The organism is Magnetospira thiophila, assembly GCF_054657015.1.
Genome location: NZ_BAAHXF010000001.1, coordinates 979,139 through 993,735 on the forward strand (window position 1 = coordinate 979,139; position 14,597 = coordinate 993,735).

Sequence of the window (14,597 nt, forward strand, 5' to 3'; positions counted from 1 at the left end):
TGAGTTCTCCCCTAAATTCTGTTTAGGGGTGAGAGCCTAGGACAAGGGTCTGCCATTCGTCAACGACCACTCGGGCTATCAGGTGCAATCCCCGTGACCGATAGGCCGCCAGAACCCAGTTGGCGTCGCGGCACAGGAATCCGGCAAGCACCACCCGCCCCCCCGGTGCCAGCACGTGCGCCAGGTCTCCAGCCATGGCCCGCAACGGTCGGGCCAGAATATTGGCGAGGATCAGGTCATAGGGGCCATTGCGGCCAATGACCGGATTGCGGGTGCCCACCGACTCGCAGGCGGTAACGAAGCTCTTCAGGCCGTTGCGTTGGGCGTTTTCCCGGGCCACCAGGACCGAACGCGGATCAATGTCGCAGGCCAGTACCGGCACCGCCCAGCGCCGCGCCGCCGCCATGGCCAGGATGGCCGAGCCGCAACCCATGTCGAGCACCCGGCGCGGCGGCCGCCCGGTCATGCGGTCGAGCGCCGTCAGACAGCCCCGGGTCGAGGCATGTTCCCCGGTGCCAAAAGCCATCGAGGCATCGACCCACAAAGGCAGGCAGTTGGGCGGCACCGAGTCCCGGTGATGGGCTCCATGCACAAAGAAACGCCCGGTGGAAATGGGTTTGAAGGAGGCCAGATTCTCGGCCACCCAATCGCGCGGGTCCTGGCGATGGATGGTCACTTCCGGCACATCCGCGTTGAGGCCGTTGGCGGTCAGCGCCAGCGAGGCCACCACAGCGGCCCGGTCCGGTGTCTGGCTCACCCAACCCTGGATGCTCCAGATCGGGTCCTCGTCCAGCCCCATCACCAGCACCGTGTCGCACAGGCATTCAAACAGCTCGGTGAACGGCCCGGCAAAGGCCTGCGGCACGGTCATGCTGAGGTGCCAGAGGGGGGGGATGTCGGTCATGCTTTCTCCACAAATGAATCGACAACTTTTTTGATGCCCGAGCGACCGAAATCAATCAGCAGCTTTTCGCCGTCGGCGGAGACAACCGTACCCTCGCCGAAACGGCGATGCGTCACCCGGTCGCCCGAGGTGTAGCGGCTGCTCTTGGCTGGGGGGCTGTCGACGACCGTCTCGGCGCGGGCTTCGAGAACCAGCGGATCACGCCGTCGTTGGGCCGCGTAGCCGCCGCCGCTTTGACGGCTCCAGGCATCGCTGAAGCCCCATTGCCGACTGTGGGTGGGGGTGGTCTGGTCGTCCAGGTCCACATGGGCGCTGGGCAACTCGCCGATGAAGCGCGAGGGCAGGCTGGACTGCCACTGATTATAGATCCGTCGGTTGGCGGCATGGGAAATGCGCGCCCGCTGCCGCGCCCGGGTCAACCCCACGTAGGCCAGTCGGCGTTCTTCTTCCAGGCCGTTGAGGCCGCTGTCGTCGAGCGCCCGCTGGTGCGGAAACAGCCCCTCCTCCCAGCCGGGCAGGAATACCGTGTCGAACTCCAACCCCTTGGCCCCATGCAGGGTCATCAGGGAGACCTTTTCCGTATCGTCGCGACTGTCGTTTTCCATCACCAGGGAAACATGCTCCATGAACTCGGGCAGGGACTCGAACTGGGCCATCCCGGCCACCAGTTCCTTCAGGTTATCCAGCCGCCCCGCCGCATCGGGCTTGGTGCTCTGTTTCCACATATCCGTATAGCCGGACTCGTCGAGGATCACGCCCATCAACTGTGGATGGGGCAGGGCAGAAATCTGCCCCCGCCAGCGCTCAAAATCTGCCAACAAGCCGCGCAGGGTCTGGCGGACCTTGGGCCGCAGCTCGTCGGTGCCCACCAGATCGCGGGCCACCCGATGGAGGGACAACCGTTGCGCCCGCCCATGACCGTGCAGGGTCTGCAACACCGCCGGACCAATGCCGCGCTTGGGATTGTTGACGATGCGCTCGAAGGCCAAATCATCGTCCGGCTGCACCAGCACCCGCAGATAGGCTAAGGCATCGCGAATTTCCGCCCGCTCATAAAAACGCGGCCCGCCGACCACCCGATAAGGGATACCGAGGGTAATCAGCCGTTCCTCGAACTCCCGAGTCTGGAACCCGGCCCGCACCAACACGGCGATTTGTTCCAGGGAATGGCCCTGACGGTGCAGGTCCTCGATTTCCTGACCCACCCGGCGGGCTTCCGTCTCACCGTCCCAGACCGAGGTGACGCGCACCTTCTCGCCGCTGTTTTCCTCTGTCCACAGGGTCTTACCGAGGCGGCCGTCGTTATGGGCAATGAGCCCCGAGGCGGCGCCGAGAATATGCGACGTGGAGCGGTAATTGCGTTCCAGCCGGATGATCGCCGCGCCGGGAAAATCCTCCTCGAAGCGCAGGATGTTGCCGACCTCGGCCCCGCGCCAGGAATAGATCGACTGGTCGTCGTCGCCGACGCAGCAGATATTGCGGTGCCCCTGGGCCAGCAATCGCAGCCACAGATACTGGGCGACGTTGGTATCCTGATATTCGTCCACCAGCAGATAGCGGAACTGTTGCTGATAGCGGCGCAGGATCTCCGGCTTGTCCTGAAACAGAGTCAGATTGCGCAGCAGCAGGTCGCCAAAGTCGGCAGCATTTATATCGGTCAGCCGTTGTTGGTAATCCCGGTAGATGGCCACCAGCCGCCCTTCGGCCAGATCGGCCCCTTCGGCATCGCTGACCTGATCGGGGGTCAGGCCGCGATCCTTCCAGCGCTGGATGGCTCCCAGCAGCACCCGCGCCGGCCAGCGTTTGTCGTCCACCGGATGCAGCTCCAGCACCTGCTTGAGCAGCCTCACCTGATCGTCGTCGTCGAGAATGGTGAAATTGGGCCGCAATCCGGCGGCCTCGGCGTGCGTGCGCAGAATACGCGCGCCGAGGGCATGAAAGGTGCCAACCCACCAGCCTTCCACTGGGGTGCCGAGCAGCGCCGCCACCCGGTCGCGCATTTCCCGCGCCGCCTTGTTGGTGAAGGTCACGGCTAACATTTCAGAGGGCCGCGCCCGATGCCGGGTCAGAATATTGGCCAGCCGGGTGGTCAGGGCGCGGGTCTTGCCCGTCCCCGCCCCGGCGAGCACCAGCACCGGCCCGTCGAGAGTCTCCACCGCGTCGCGCTGGGCATCGTTGAGGCCGCGCAGGAACGGCGGTTCCGGCACCGCCGCAGCGGGCGGTTTCGGGGTCTCGGAAAGGTCGAACGGATCATCCATGGCAGGTTTATAGCATTGGAGAATGGGGGGGGGAATTGTTGTTCCAGACGCCGCCTTGCCCTCCAGGCCCCTGTTGACCTGAGCTGAAATGCGCGCATACTTTGACAATAAGAAAAGGTCGGACAGAAAATGGCCGATCAGGGGGGGATGACATTTTGCAGATTAAGGGCACCAACGCCTTTTTGGTCCTGGGCTTTGCTGCGGTTCTGCTCTGCATGGCAGGAAGCATTTTCATCGGCTTCCAACATCTGGACAGCACCCGGACCGCTTGGCTGCGAGATGCCGCCTTCAGGGAGAAGGTAAGGGCGGCTTTCTTGATGCGCGAAGCAATCCGCGAGCGCTCCTTCCGCCTGACCTATGCCGCGACCTTGAAGGATTACTTCGCCCGGGACGAACAACAGGAATTATTTCAGGCCGAGGCGGCGCACTTTCTGTCGGCGCTGGAGATGCTGCATCAAATCCAGGTGACTCCACCGGAGGAAAAGGCTCTGAAGGCGTTACAGGAACGGATCCAGACGATCCGTCCGGTGGTGGAGAAATCCATGGCGGACATTGTCGAGATGGAGCCAAAGGACCGCCCCCCGGAAGTGCTGGAATTGGGATTGGAGGCACAGGCAGCGCTGATTCAAGAACTGAACGGCTTTGTGAACACCTTCGAAAAAATTTCGATCCATGAGGCATCGACGGCGTCCTCGGCCATCCAAAAAACCCAGAACAACATGATCCTGTTGAGCGTCGGGGCCCTCGTCCTGGCGTTTGCCATCGGTATCGCCGTGTCGCTCCGCGAGGGCTACCAGAAACGGCGTCTGCGCGAAAACCGCGACCAGTTGGCCAAAATGTCGAGCACCGACGCGCTGACCGGCATCGCCAACCGCCGCCGCTTCGACCAATTCTTTGATTTCGCCTGGCATCAGATGACCCGCTCTTGTCTGCCCCTGTCGCTGATTCTGATCGATATCGACCATTTCAAGCTGTACAACGATGAATATGGGCACGCGCAGGGGGATGACTGTCTGATCGCCGTGGCTCGCACCATTGATAAGGTGGTCACCCGCTCGACCGATCTGGCGGCACGCTTCGGCGGCGAGGAATTCGCCTGCGTGCTGACCGACACCGACATCAATGGCGCATTGGTGATCGCCGAGGAAATCCGGGCCACCGTGGAAGGCATGGCGATGCAGCACCGCAAATCCCTGACCTCCGCCCATGTGACCATCAGCCTGGGACTGGCCACCTGCATCCCCGACAAAAATGGCTCCCCGGCGCAATTCTTCAAGGCGGCGGATGCCTACCTCTATGCGGCCAAGCACCAGGGCCGCAACCGGGTCGTGTTCGGCAGTTGCGAGTCCACTGCCCCCGCCGCCTGATCAGCCCTCGGGCCAGAACGGCTTGGCTTTGACAAAGGCCTCCCAGGCGGAGATCATGTCTTTCTCGTGGGTGCGGAAGACATGTTCGTGCCAGCCGATCACCGCCCCCGAGGCCAGGGCCACATCGGTGGCGTCGGTGCCTTTGGCCGACCCGGCCAGGCCGCCGAGCAGATCGCGCATGACCGAAATATCGTTCATCAGGCCCAGGCCATCCTGCATGGTCTTCAGGGCGCCCACATAAGGCCCCACATCGTCCTTGGGGTATAGCGAGGACAGGAATTCGGTGGCATAGCGCAGCTTCTTCATGGCAATGCGCACCTCATGGCGGGCCTCGGTGCTCAGGCCTTCGAAACCCTTGCCAATCTTAAGGACATTTCGGTAGCGCTTGTGCAGCAGCCTGTTGGCGATCTTGCCGACGCGGAAGAACAGTTGCGCAGAAAGGGGGCTCAACTTCTGATCCTGCCAGCCCCGGACCTGTATCCATTCTCCCAGATCAATCAGCAGATCCGTGTAGCGTTTGCTGAGGATCGCCGCATTGGCCCGCGCATAGGCCTTGTCGCGCTGCGTCCCGGCGCTGCGGGAAAGCGCCGCCAGGGCCGCGTCGTCATTCATCCCCTTGGCCACCGGCGGCAGAGTTTCGTCCAGGAACACATCCCAATCCCGGGCCGGTCCCATTTCATTGATCAGCCATTTCAGTTCGCCGTTGAAATGCGCCACCTGCTCCGGCGGCAACAGCTTCTTGAACAGGGACAAAGCCGAGCGCAGCCGCCGGGTGGCGACCCGCATCTGATGCACCCCCTCGATATGGGAACGGTCGAGCACGCAGGCCTCGTTGGCCAACAGATGATCGGTGCAGGAATGCAAAATGGTGGTCAGCGATTCCTCGACCGTCATATGCGGATCGAGACTGGGAATCCCGCTTTTGGTCCAGGCGGCCCCCTGACCGCTGGACAGGGCGTAGCCGCGCGCCGCCTTGGACTGGCTGGACAGGCGGATGGGCGCGATGTGCAGCAAATGGCGGGCGATGACGAACAACTGCGCCGGATCGCCGGACACCACTTCCAGTTCCACTTCCGAAACCGGCGTCTGGCTGTCCCCGGCGATAATGGTCCCCACATCCATATCCATGTCCAACTCGGTCCCATCGTCCAGCAGCAGGCGACGGCTGGTGCGTCGGATATCGGTCTCGAAGGCCGGGGCCAGAGTACCGACCAGTTCCATGGGCAGAATGTCGCGCAAATCGGAATCGGCGAGCAGGCTGAGGTCGAAGGTCGAGCGCGGCACGATGGTCTCGTGTTCGCGGCGGGAACTGAGGCCGCCCTGGCTTTTCCCGGCGCTTTTGATGCACTGGACCCATTGCCGCCCCTCGCGGCGCACCCGCAGGGCGACCCCGGCGGCACGCAGGGCCTGATCGGGGGTATCGAAATAGATCGCCCGCAGTTGCTGGGTCCGGGCCTTGCCCTGCACGTGTTTGCGAACGATCGCCGCGCGCGCCACCCGCGCCGCGTCCTCGGGAGCCAGAGCCAATTTCAGTTCGACTTCCTGGCCATCTTTCAACAAGGTCATGGGGGTCTCCGGAAGAAAAGACGGGGGCCATGCCCCCGCCGGTCGTTATTTTTTGCTCTTGCCGCTCTTGCCGGGGGCGGTCAGCGCCTTTTCCAGATGATGACAGAGGGTTTCGATCACCTTGATGCGGGCGAACCGCTTGTCGTTGCCTTCGACCAACACCCAGGGGGCCGAATGGGGGCTGGTTTGTTCAACGATGTCATTGACCGCTTCGTCATAGAGGTCCCACTTTTCGCGATTGCGCCAATCCTCGTCGGTCAGCTTCCAGCTCTTGAACGGGGTCTCCTCGCGTAGTTTGAAACGACGGAGCTGTTCGTCCTTGGTAATATGAATCCAGTATTTGACCAGCACGACCCCGTGTTCCACCAACTGCGCCTCGAAATCGTTGATCTCGGCATAGGCGCGCCGCCATTCCTCCTCGCGGGCGAATCCTTCCACCCGCTCCACCAGCACCCGACCGTACCAGGAGCGGTCGAAAACGATCAGTCGTCCGGCCCGTGGCAGATGCCGCCAGAATCGCCATAGATAATGTTGGGCAAATTCTTCCTCGGTCGGCGCGGCGATGGGAATGACCTGCCAGTCGCGGGCATCAAGGGCAGACACCATGCGGCGGATTGACCCACCCTTACCCGCCGCGTCGGCACCTTCGAACACCAAGGCGGTGGTGATGCCGCGATCTCGGGCCTCGACGAACAGATGGGCCAGGCGCGCCCGGGCCTTTTTCAGCCGGTCGGAATAGACCTTCTTGTCCAGGGGTTCTCCCATGACCAGGGCATCGAGCACCGACGTGGTTTGCTCCAGGGCATCCTCGGCGGCGTCCTTGGATGCTTCCTTCTTGGCCGTCGCCGCCGTGCTTTTCTTGGCCGCCTTGGCCTTCTGACCGGCTTCATACTGGTCGATCCGCTCACGCAGGGCGTCGCGCAGCCGGGTCAGCACGGTCAGGCTGCGATAGCGACTGTCGGTCCCTTCGACAATCATCCAAGGCGCGTTGCCGGTACTGGTCCGCATGATGGTTTTTTCGGCTGCCGCAATGAACGAATCGTAGTGCTTCAGATTGTTCCATTGCGTCTTGAGCACACTGGGGGCCATCAGTTGCTTTTTTTCGAGCTTTTTCAGGCGTGCTTTTTGGGCATCCTTGCTCATATGCATCCAGAACTTGAGGATCAGCGCCCCGTCATCGGCCAGTGTCTGTTCGAACTGGGCGATGCGCTCCAACCGCCGGTCGAAGGCCAAGTCACCGACCGTCGCATGAACATGCTCCAGGATGGGATCGGAATACCAGGAACTGAGAAACAGTCCGATCTTGCCCTTGGGCGGCAGATCGCGCCAGAACCGCCAGTATTCGGGTCGCTCCCGCTCCTCATCGGAGGGTTTCTTGTAGGCCCGGGTGACGATCCAGCGGGGGTCCATCCATTCGTTGATCAGGTTCATGCTGGCCGCCTTGCCGGCCCCGTCCACGCCGGCGAAGACCAAAATGACCGGCACGTCGGTCGCCCGCAGTCGCTGCTGCAAATCGAGCATCTCGGTGCGCAGATCGACGGCAATGGCTTCGAAGTCCACCTTCGACACGGTGCGTCCCAGTTCCGCAGTCCTGAACATTTCGACTTTCCTCCCCAATGATCGGGCGTCCACGCTGAGCCGCCCCCCAACGGATCGGTTTTCCACCGATCACGAGGTAAAATTGTATCAATTCGTCGCAAAACTGTCACAATAAAAATTATGATGATTTCCGCCCCTGGATATTAAAGGGACACTTTATACATTTACCTCATATCAGGCAGGCTGAGCACAAGCCTCCGGCGGACGCCTTGGCTTGTTTTTTGAGAACCCCGAAGTAGGCCACGAGATCATCCACTGAAGGTCGGTCGCGCCCTGCGGGGACCTGGAGAACAGCGGCGCTGACCGAAAGCAGGGGATAGCAGGTTGGCCTGCCTTCCCGGTTGCGGGCTTCAATGCAGCCTTTTTCCCGGTCGGTCGGATTGTAGAAGCTTTCCAAGTCGTGGGCGAAGGTCTGGCAGAGAAGGGTAACCCGTTCGGTCACCTCGGCCACCGATAGCCCCACATGGCCGCTGAAAAAATCATCGCCGCCCACATGGCCCAGAAAATCTCCCGAAGCGGCCAGTTTTTTGCGCATCAGATCCCCGAACAGCAGAATCGCCCGATCCCCCTGACGGAACCCATAGGTATCGTTAAAGGGTTTGAAGTTGTCGAAATCAAAATAAACCAAGACACATTCCTGCTGCCGATCAGCCAGAGCCGTCACCAGATAATTCTGGATGGTGGCGTTACCCGGAAGTTGGGTGAGGGGATTCTGATCGCGCGCCTGGGCCAGATTTTTTTCATTGATGACCAACAGCAACGCGCCGGTGCTGAGGAAGCCGCGATAAAAGGAATCCTCGACGATCAGGATGCCCTCGGGGAAGCTATGCTGGCTGAAGGTCGCCAGGATGCTCTCGGCCTCGGCATTGATATCGGCCCGGGGACAGGAGACGATGAAGTCCCTGGGGCGCTTGCCGAACGCCCGGTTGGTGATCAGATCCCGCCCATAGAGGGAGTAGGTATACTCTTTCAAGTCCTTCTCGCGCAGAATACCCAGTGGGCGGTTCTGCGCATCGACCACCGGACAAAACGTTAATTGTTTGTGCTCGCGGAACAGGTTGAACAGCAACTGCATGTCGCCATCGGCAGGCAGGGTGGGCAGCACGTCCATATGATCGTCGATGAAGCGACGGTCGGAGCGCGCGTTGCGGTGCCGCAGGGGGGCGAGAATCTTCTGGCCCAGGCTCTCCAACGACAGGTCGGTCGGACGAAGAGTCGGAGGGGCGATCACGTAGCCTTGCCCCATATCGCACCCGACCTCCTTACAGACCGTCAATTCCAGTTTTGTTTCGATCCCTTCGGCAATGACCTGAATACCCAAGGCATGGGCCAGACTGACCATCTGCGCGACGAACAGCCGCTTGTGGGCATCGGTGTCGATCCCGGAAATATAACATCGGTCGATTTTCAGATATTCGGGGGCCAGATCAAACAGCAGCTTGATACCCGCCGCCCCGATACCAAAATCGTCGATGGCCAGGGCATAGCCCTGCTGACGGCAGCCTGCGAGAACATGCAGGGCTTCAGAAGCTCCTGGCAGGTGCTGCTCGGAGAGATCGAAACAGACCGACGCAGGTTGCAGGTCATGACGTCGCAGAATCCCTGCCGTCTCTGTTTTCCCAAACCCGGGAAAAGTCAACAGACGGGGATCGAGATTGAGGAACAACTGCATACCGGTCGGAAATCCGCAGGCGGCGAATTTCGCCACCGCCTTTTGGCGCAAATTCAATTCCAGTTCGGGCAGGCGGTTGTTCTTGCAGGCCAGATCAAACAGGGTGGACACACTATGGCATTCCGCCGTCCGGAAATGGCGCAACAGGGCTTCCATGCCCAGGCAGCGGCCCGTTTGCAGGCTGATGATCGGTTGCAAGGCGTAATCGAGGGTTTCCATGGGAATATCCTGTCCCCGTTCAGGGACAGCCAACTGATGACGGAGGCAGTCCATTTTGGTCTTCCTCTCCGTCCCCCCTTCGCACCCGAGTCGTAATCTGCCGAGGATGCGGCACAAGATCAACTCCAGAGCGTTGGCGTCATGAAACGATCATCCCTCGGACATATTTCTGATGCTCCGTTGCCCGACTGCGAATTTCGGGACATAGTAGCGACCATGGATACGACCCTGAAAACCGAGGCGGCGGACGTCGCCGTGAGTGAGCCCATGACGGACCCGCTGGAATTGCTGGCGGCGCTGAGCGAGGACTTTGCCGCCACCCAGGATCTGGACGGGGCCATGGCGCGCGGTCTGGAGCATATTGTGCGCAACCTGGGGGCCGAAGCAGGCTCGCTGTTTCTGGTCGATGCGCAAACCAGGGAACTGGTCTGTGCCGCCTGCATCGGGCCGGTGGATATTTCCGGTCTGCGGTTAAAGAGCGGTCAGGGCATCGTCGGGCAGTGCATCGACCGCAATGTTGGCGAAATCGTCCGCAACGTGGATGGCGATCCGCGCTTTCACCGGGCCGTGGATCAGAAAACCGGCTTCAAGACCCTGTCGGTGCTCTGTGCGCCGATGGTCGTGCAAGACGAGCGAATCGGCGCGGTGCAGGTGCTCAACAAGCTGCATGGCGGGGGGCTGTTCGGTTTTCAGGATCTGAATCTGCTGAAGGTGCTGACCTCTTCCATGGGGCTGGCCATCCGCAATGCCCGGCTGGCGGCGCAATTGGTCGAGCAGGAACGGATCAAACGGGAACTGGAACTGGCCTCGGAGATTCAGCGCAGTCTGTTGCCGGTCGATCCCGGCGACGACTATCCGGTCAGTGGGCTCAATGTCCCGGCGCTGGAAATGTCGGGGGATTTCTACAACTTCTTTTCGTTTGACGACGGGCGCATCTATTTCTGTCTCGGCGACGTCTCCGGCAAGGGCATGGACGCGGCCCTGCTGATGGCCAAGGCATCGAGCCTGTTCCGTGCCCTGGGCAAGGCCTGGCAGGAACCCGGTCGGCTGATGGGCCGACTGAACGAGGAAATTTGTGAAACCGCCTCACGCGGGCGTTTCATCACCATGGTCGTCGGACTGTACGATCCGCGCACCGGCATGGTGCGTCTGTCCAATGCCGGGCACGAGCCGCCGCTGATCTTTCACCGGGACGGCCGGATGGAGGACTTTCCCGCCGACGCCCCGCCGCTGGGCATCTCGCCGCATGTGGTGGACGAGCACGGGGCCTTTCCCGAGATAGAGTTCAATCTCGACGGCGGCACGCTCTATGTCTTCACCGACGGGGTGACCGAGGGTCGGCTGGCCGATGGCTCCATGCTCGACATCAAGGGAGTGACGCGCATTCTGGGGCGCACCACCGAGGAGCCGGTGGCGGCCATTCTCAGCACGGTGCGCGAGATCCTGTGCCGCGATGGCGAGGGCCTGCGCGACGATCTGACCCTGCTGGCGGTGGATGATGGCGCGGCGCGGGCGCGGCGGGGCGATGACATGCCCTCCCTGCCCCGTCGGCAAAGCGATTCCGAGCCCGGAGATCTGCTGCTCAGTCTCCGCCTGCCGGCGCGTGCCAGCCGCCTGAAACTGGTGCGGGCGGCGGTCAGCGAGGCGGCCAAGGCCAGCGGCTGTGATTCCAGGATGATCCATGACGTGGTGATGGCCGTCGACGAAGCCTGTCAGAACGTGGTACGTCATGCATATCCGGAGGGGGTTTCCGGGGCCATGCGGCTGGACGTCTATCACGACGGTCCTTCGATGGTCTTTCATGTCAGGGACTTTTCACCCCTGCCGGTGAACGTGGACAAGGTGCGCCCGCGCGATCTGGACGACCTGCGGCCCGGCGGCCTGGGGACTCATTTGATCCGCGAGGTCATGGACGAGGTGGAATTCTTGCAGCCCGCCAAGGGCAGCGGCAATCTTTTGCGTTTGGTCAAAACCATCGGGTAAGGCAATCGGGCATGGAACATGTGATTTCACAACAGGACAAGGCGGTCATCGTCGCCTTTCAAGGGGATGTGGACCTGGAAAGCTCGCCAGAAGCGCGCAAGATCCTGCTGGCGCATCTGGATAAGGGCGAGTTGCTGCTGGTCGACATGTCGGGGGTCAACTACATCGACAGTTCGGGCATCGCTTCGCTGGTGGAATCCTTTCAGACCGGACGCAGCAAGGGCCGTCGGTTCGCCCTGGTGTCGGTCAGCGAACCGGCCATGCGGGTGCTGCAACTGGCTCGGCTGGACAAGGTGTTCGACATTCATGACAGCGTCGAGGCGGCGCTGGGCAAGATCTAGGACGGGACATGGCGGCGGGGGAACGCATCAGCGCCGGAGCGCGCACCAGGGCCTTGCTCGAAAAGGTTGGTCGGTCCACCTGTGCCGGAATCGAGGAACTCGGTCACGGCGGGGCATTGCTCGGCGAATCCCTGTTCTGGCTGGTCATGGGACCGAAGCGCAAACAGCCGGTGCGCCCGGACGCCATCATCGTGCAGATGGTCGAGGTGGGTATCGGGGCCATTCCCATCGTCGCTGTGCTGACCGCCACCATTGGCGTCATGCTGGCCATTCAAGGCATCTATACCCTGCGGGTGTTCGGGGCCGAATCAAAGGTCACCATCGGCGTCGCCTATTCCATGGTGCGTGAATTCTCGCCGTTGATCACCGGCATTCTGATCGCCGGACGTTCCGGGTCGGCCCTGGCGGCGCGCATCGGCATCATGAAAATCAGTCAGGAACTGGACGCCCTGCGGGTCATGGGAATCGAACCGGTGCGTTTCATGGTGGTTCCGGCGCTGGTCGCCATGCTGGTCATGCTGCCCGCCCTGACTTTCTTTGGTGACATGATTGGATTGCTCGCTGCCGGTCTCTATATCTCCGCCGATCTGGGCATCTCCCTGTCGGCTTATGCGGACGATCTGATCTCCATTCTGTCGCCCAACGATGTCTGGCATGGCCTGGGCAAGAGCGCCATTTTCGCCGTGCTCGTGACCCTGGTCGGCGTGGTCAACGGGGCCGCCGTGGCGGGCGGTGCCGAGGGTGTCGGGCGCTACACCACCCGTTCGGTGGTCCATGCCATCTCGGCCATCGTGGTCACCGACATGCTGTTTGCCTTCATGGTGACCCGATGAAAATGACCGCCGAACAGATTCAGCAATTGCCCAAGGTGATCGAGGTGGAAAACCTGGTCACCCATTACGGGGAACGGCAGATTCTCAAGGGCGTCGACATGGATGTGCGCCAGGGCGAGATCATGGTCATCATGGGCGGTTCGGGTTCCGGCAAGAGCACCCTGCTGCGCTATCTGATGGCCCTGGAAACCAAGACCTCCGGCACCATCCGCCTGCTCGGCCAGGATATTGACCAGCTGACGCCGCTGGAATTCCAGGAACTGCGCAAAAAGATGGGCGTCGCCTTCCAATCGGGGGCCTTGTTCAGCTCCATGACGGTGGGCGAGAACATCATGCTGCCGCTCTACGAACATACCAAGCTCGACCGCAGCACCATGGAGATCATGGCCCGCATGAAGCTCGAAGTGGTCAGTCTGGCCGGGTTCGAGAACCTGATGCCGTCCGAACTGTCCGGCGGCATGATCAAGCGGGCCGCCGTGGCCCGGGCCATCATCATGGACCCCAAGCTGCTATTCTTCGATGAGCCCTCTGCCGGGCTTGATCCGGTGGTTTCCTCGGCCCTGGACGATTTGATCCTGACCCTGCGCGATGCCATGCGCATGACCATTGTGGTGGTGACCCATGAGCTGGAGAGCGCGTTCAAGATCGCCGACCGGGTGACCGTGCTGGACAAGGGTCATATTCTGTTCATCGGCACGGTGGAGGAATTGCACAATCATCCCAGTGAACGTATTCAAAATCTGTTGAACCGGCGCACGGAAGAAGAGGTGCTCGATATCGACGCCTATCTGCATCGTCTGACCGGAATGGACGTGGAGACCGAGGCCGACCGGGGGGGAAGCACGCCGCTATGAGGAACAACAAAGTCAATTATCTGCTGGTGGGGGGATTCGTCCTGATCATTCTGGTCGGCCTGATCGCCTCCCTGGCCCTGCTGACCGGACGCACCGGATCTGTGGATAGCTATTACACCATGCTGGGCAACGTCAACGGCATCAAGTTCGGCACCCAGGTGCTCTATGAGGGCTACATCATCGGCCAGGTGGAGGATGTGACCCCGGTCGAGGAAGACGGACGGATGCGTTTCAAGGTCGATCTGTCAGTGATCGAGGGTTGGAAAATTCCCGATGACAGTTTCATCCGCCCCCAGGCGTCCGGGCTGCTGGCCGCCAAGAGTCTGGGCATCACGGCCGGGGTGAAACAGGAAAATCATAAACCGGGCGCGCAGATCCTCAGTGCCGAGTCGGCGGACATGTTCGCCGTCATGGCGGACATGGCGACCACCGTCGGCGATCTGGCCGAAAACAGCCTCAAGCCACTGCTTGTTTCGTTGCAGGAGACGGTGCTTGGGGTCAACGAACTGGTGCACGGCGACGGCAAGGCCATGATCAAGGATTTCCGGGAAGTGGCCCTGCAGGTCAATACGTCCCTTCCGGCCATGGTCAGCGACCTGCAAAACATCGTCTCCAACATCAAGGCCGCCTCGGCCGATGTGCGCACTATGGCGGGCAGCGCCGATGGCATGCTGGGCAATGTGGACCAGGGGGTGACCGATTTCCGCAAAATGGCGCGCAACATGGCGGCGCTGTCCGACGAGTTGCGCGGCACTCGGGTCAAGCTCGACCATGTGCTCGAAGAGGCGGGGTTGGCGGTGGCCGACAATCGCACGGCCTTGAACGAGACCGTCGAGGACCTGCGCTATTCCATGGATTCCGTGTCGCGGCATATCGATTCAGTGAATCAAAATCTGGAGGGCGCGGCCCGCAACATGAACGAATTCAGCCGCCAGATCCGTCAGAATCCGGGTCTGCTGCTGGGCGGCAAACCACCGACGGACGAGGCGGCCAAGTAGGCG

At 61.5% G+C, this 14,597-nt stretch carries 11 protein-coding genes; 6 read left to right on the plus strand and 5 right to left on the minus strand.

Going from position 1 to position 14,597, the window contains the following annotated elements:
- Positions 1-22: 22 nt before the first annotated feature.
- Positions 23-904 carry a 50S ribosomal protein L11 methyltransferase gene (locus tag ACYQ1P_RS04790; protein ID WP_460019205.1) on the minus strand — a complete coding sequence of 294 codons (882 nt, stop codon included), beginning with the start codon at positions 902-904 and terminating at the stop codon, positions 23-25.
- On the minus strand, positions 901-3,162 hold the full coding sequence (locus tag ACYQ1P_RS04795) for an ATP-dependent helicase (protein ID WP_460019206.1): 2,262 nt from the start codon (positions 3,160-3,162) through the stop codon (positions 901-903). The genes ACYQ1P_RS04790 and ACYQ1P_RS04795 overlap by 4 nt, the downstream gene beginning before the upstream one ends.
- Before the next feature lie 155 nt (positions 3,163-3,317).
- Between ACYQ1P_RS04795 and ACYQ1P_RS04800 the strand changes: the two genes are divergently transcribed.
- Positions 3,318-4,529 carry a GGDEF domain-containing protein gene (locus ACYQ1P_RS04800; RefSeq protein ID WP_460019207.1) on the plus strand — a complete coding sequence of 404 codons (1,212 nt, stop codon included), beginning with the start codon at positions 3,318-3,320 and terminating at the stop codon, positions 4,527-4,529.
- Here the strand turns inward: ACYQ1P_RS04800 and ACYQ1P_RS04805 are convergent, their stop codons facing one another.
- The 3 genes from ACYQ1P_RS04805 to ACYQ1P_RS04815 form a co-directional block, all read right to left on the minus strand.
- Positions 4,530-6,095: a CYTH and CHAD domain-containing protein gene (locus ACYQ1P_RS04805; RefSeq protein WP_460019208.1), complete on the minus strand. Its 1,566-nt coding sequence runs from the start codon at positions 6,093-6,095 to the stop codon at positions 4,530-4,532.
- 45 nt (positions 6,096-6,140) lie between these two features.
- Positions 6,141-7,694: a polyphosphate:AMP phosphotransferase gene (pap, locus tag ACYQ1P_RS04810; protein ID WP_460019209.1), complete on the minus strand. Its 1,554-nt coding sequence runs from the start codon at positions 7,692-7,694 to the stop codon at positions 6,141-6,143.
- A 169-nt stretch (positions 7,695-7,863) separates the two neighbouring features.
- Positions 7,864-9,639 carry a GGDEF domain-containing protein gene (locus ACYQ1P_RS04815; protein WP_460019210.1) on the minus strand — a complete coding sequence of 592 codons (1,776 nt, stop codon included), beginning with the start codon at positions 9,637-9,639 and terminating at the stop codon, positions 7,864-7,866.
- Positions 9,640-9,801: 162 nt separating this feature from the next.
- On the opposite strand from ACYQ1P_RS04815, the gene ACYQ1P_RS04820 reads away from it, so the two are divergent.
- Genes ACYQ1P_RS04820 through ACYQ1P_RS04840 form a run of 5 tightly spaced genes read left to right on the plus strand, consistent with a single transcriptional unit; the run spans position 9,802 to position 14,594 of the window.
- The gene (locus tag ACYQ1P_RS04820; protein ID WP_460019211.1) at positions 9,802-11,568 is read left to right on the plus strand and encodes a SpoIIE family protein phosphatase; all 1,767 of its coding nucleotides are present in this window, start codon (positions 9,802-9,804) and stop codon (positions 11,566-11,568) included.
- Between the two features lie 11 nt (positions 11,569-11,579).
- Positions 11,580-11,909 carry an STAS domain-containing protein gene (locus tag ACYQ1P_RS04825; protein ID WP_460019212.1) on the plus strand — a complete coding sequence of 110 codons (330 nt, stop codon included), beginning with the start codon at positions 11,580-11,582 and terminating at the stop codon, positions 11,907-11,909.
- An 8-nt stretch (positions 11,910-11,917) separates the two neighbouring features.
- A complete protein-coding gene (locus ACYQ1P_RS04830; RefSeq protein ID WP_460019213.1) occupies positions 11,918-12,742 on the plus strand; it encodes an MlaE family ABC transporter permease in 825 nt (274 codons plus the stop codon).
- Positions 12,739-13,596, plus strand: coding sequence for an ABC transporter ATP-binding protein (locus ACYQ1P_RS04835; RefSeq protein WP_460019214.1), 858 nt, complete (start codon positions 12,739-12,741; stop codon positions 13,594-13,596). Before ACYQ1P_RS04830 ends, ACYQ1P_RS04835 begins: the two co-directional genes overlap by 4 nt.
- On the plus strand, positions 13,593-14,594 hold the full coding sequence (locus ACYQ1P_RS04840; RefSeq protein WP_460019215.1) for an MlaD family protein: 1,002 nt from the start codon (positions 13,593-13,595) through the stop codon (positions 14,592-14,594). The genes ACYQ1P_RS04835 and ACYQ1P_RS04840 overlap by 4 nt, the downstream gene beginning before the upstream one ends.
- Positions 14,595-14,597: the final 3 nt, after the last annotated feature.

Coding starts and splice junctions, on each gene's coding strand:
- ACYQ1P_RS04790 (WP_460019205.1), bottom strand. CDS start 904: ATGACCGACATCCCCCCCCTCTGGCACCTCAGCATGACCGTGCCGCAG.
- ACYQ1P_RS04795 (WP_460019206.1), bottom strand. CDS start 3,162: ATGGATGATCCGTTCGACCTTTCCGAGACCCCGAAACCGCCCGCTGCG.
- ACYQ1P_RS04805 (WP_460019208.1), bottom strand. CDS start 6,095: ATGACCTTGTTGAAAGATGGCCAGGAAGTCGAACTGAAATTGGCTCTG.
- pap (WP_460019209.1), bottom strand. CDS start 7,694: ATGTTCAGGACTGCGGAACTGGGACGCACCGTGTCGAAGGTGGACTTC.
- ACYQ1P_RS04815 (WP_460019210.1), bottom strand. CDS start 9,639: ATGGACTGCCTCCGTCATCAGTTGGCTGTCCCTGAACGGGGACAGGAT.
- ACYQ1P_RS04820 (WP_460019211.1), top strand. CDS start 9,802: ATGGATACGACCCTGAAAACCGAGGCGGCGGACGTCGCCGTGAGTGAG.
- ACYQ1P_RS04825 (WP_460019212.1), top strand. CDS start 11,580: ATGGAACATGTGATTTCACAACAGGACAAGGCGGTCATCGTCGCCTTT.
- ACYQ1P_RS04830 (WP_460019213.1), top strand. CDS start 11,918: ATGGCGGCGGGGGAACGCATCAGCGCCGGAGCGCGCACCAGGGCCTTG.
- ACYQ1P_RS04835 (WP_460019214.1), top strand. CDS start 12,739: ATGAAAATGACCGCCGAACAGATTCAGCAATTGCCCAAGGTGATCGAG.
- ACYQ1P_RS04840 (WP_460019215.1), top strand. CDS start 13,593: ATGAGGAACAACAAAGTCAATTATCTGCTGGTGGGGGGATTCGTCCTG.